Source organism: Mesorhizobium sp. M7A.F.Ca.ET.027.03.2.1, from assembly GCF_003999175.1.
In the GTDB taxonomy this organism is placed as follows: domain Bacteria; phylum Pseudomonadota; class Alphaproteobacteria; order Rhizobiales; family Rhizobiaceae; genus Mesorhizobium.
This window is the reverse complement of the sequence record NZ_RZOM01001058.1, coordinates 1-2,143: the sequence shown is the minus strand read 5'-3', so window position 1 is coordinate 2,143 and position 2,143 is coordinate 1. Positions and strand designations below refer to the sequence as shown.

The window sequence follows — 2,143 nt, the reverse complement described above, 5'->3', positions numbered from 1 at the left end:
ATCCTGAGTGAGGATTTCGACAACATCGTGCTGGCTGGTTTGAATGAGACACTTGACCCTGCCAACGCCAGAAGGCTCAGCCCCGACATGCTGCCGCTGGATGTTCCATGGCCGATGCAGCCTGGTTTTGCCGGACAGCCTGGTTTTGCCGAGACCGTCGATCGCCGCGTCGAGCAAATCTTGCTGAACCGAAAAATCCGCGACGCGACTTTTCGGTTGGAGGTCTGCCGTGCCTATGAGGATAAATGCGCGGTCACCGGCTTGCGCATCATCAATGGTGGCGGTCGAGCAGAGGTTCAGGCCGCTCATATCAAGCCGGTCGCGGTCGGCGGCCCGGATGTTGTCCAGAACGGCATCGCGCTATCAGCCACAGTGCACTGGCTGTTCGACCGGCACCTGATTTCGATAGACGAGAACCATCGGCTACTGGTCGCGCACAACCGCGTACCGAGCGAATTGAGAAATCTCTTCCGTCCGGAATCCCAGGGTTTGCATTGGCCCAAGGATGCGCGGTTGATGCCACATCCGGCGTTTCTGGCTCATCACCGCGAGCAATTCGCTGGGGTGCATTGATACGGAAGCGTAGCGCTGCCCGTCATCCGCCTGCTCGCACCACCTCCCCTTTGAACGGGGGGAAGGAAAGCTAATTCTACTCCATTAAAACAAGGCCCGCTCCAATGGCCCCGCCAGTGTCTCGGCAAAGCCCGTCGCCAGATGGTGCCTGTCACGAAACGCCAGCTTGCCTGATATGACGACGTGGCAGGTGGTCGGGCCGCAGAATTGGTTGGTGAGGTCGATGTAACGGGTGTCGGGCACGCTGGTCACCACGGCGCGCTCGGCGGCGGCGGTGCTGTCGTTGGCGGCGTCGGCTCTTGGCGTGTCGCAGTGCGGCGAGGGTGCCTCGCGCCACCACAGGGTGCGCGCCACGCAGGAGCCGGCGAAGCTGGCGTTGATCGGCGTGTCGCGGATAACAGCCGTCTCGACACCGGCCCGGCTGAAGGCCTGCAAGGTCGAGCGCAGGCCGGCCTGCCAGCGCGCTACTTCAGCGGTGCGTTCGGCCGGTGGCAGGTCGCGGATCAGATTGCCGATGGAAAATTCGGAGATCACCACCAGGCGCGGCTTGTGGCGGATGATCTCTGATATGGCCTGCTCGCGCCAGGCGTCGCATTCGGTATAGTCGCGCTTCAGCACCGTGTTGAAGGTGGAGAGCCGCGAGGCGCGGCACGATGATTTGAGATAGGTGATGATCTTTGTGTCGTTGCGCTTGGCTGCTTCGATCAGCGGCGTCGACCACTGGTCGGCGTGCGAATCGCCGAACAGCACGATGGTGCGGCTGGCATTGGCCGGGCCGAACATGCAGGGTTTCGGGGTCACCGTTTGGAAGTCGGCCAGGCAGTTCTTGTCGACGGCCCGCGCGATGGAAGGTCTTTCGACCGCCTGCTCGATGCCGCGCTGCTCGGGGCCGATATTGCGCGTGGCCAGATGCGCGTTGGCATAGGCGACCGCCACGCCGGTGCCGGTCAGCATCAGCGCGGGAACCAGCACAAGGCCGGGAAAAGCGCGAAGCGGTTTTGCGCCTGGAATGGCCTTGGGAAAGGCGCGGGCGCCCACCGCCATCCAGGCGCCGCGCCGCGCCGGGTCTTCGATCAAATGATAGGTGAGCACCGACAGGGCGAGCGCCAGCACGCCACAGCCAAGCCGCTGCGGCACGGAAAGCTCCGGCGCCAGCATCCCGGCATAGACGATGACCGGCCAATGCCAGAGATAGAGCGAATAGGAGAGCGTGCCGATCCATTGCAAGGGCGGCAGGGACAAAGCGGCGGCCGGGCCAAGGGCTTGCCAGCCGGTCCGCCTATTGCTCTGCGGCCCGCCGACGCCGCTCAGCAGCACCAGCACGGTGCCCGCCACCGGCAGCAACGCGTACCAGCCGGGGAAGGGCAGGTCCTCGCTCAACAGGAGATAGGCGGTCGCGATCAGCGCCAGGCCGAGCCAGCCAAGTGCTGCCCGCAGCCAGATGCGGTGCTGCAGCAAAGCCATGGGGACCAGCGTCGCCAGGCCGCCGGCGGCGAACTCCCAGGCGCGCAGCGGTGAAAAATAGAAGGCCCAGGCCGGCGCCGCGCTGGTCAGCCACTGGCAGGCGGCG

2 protein-coding genes are annotated in these 2,143 nt (G+C 64.7%); one reads left to right on the top strand and one right to left on the bottom strand.

Annotated elements, in window-relative coordinates; genetic code table 11:
• The first annotated feature begins 87 nt into the window (after positions 1-87).
• Positions 88-573 carry an HNH endonuclease gene (locus EN750_RS31065; RefSeq protein ID WP_245482863.1) on the top strand — a complete coding sequence of 162 codons (486 nt, stop codon included), beginning with the start codon at positions 88-90 and terminating at the stop codon, positions 571-573.
• 84 nt (positions 574-657) lie between these two features.
• Here EN750_RS31065 and EN750_RS31060 read toward each other — a convergent pair.
• Positions 658-2,143 (bottom strand): acyltransferase family protein (locus EN750_RS31060; protein WP_145968084.1); only part of this gene is annotated, 1,486 nt, incomplete at its 5' end.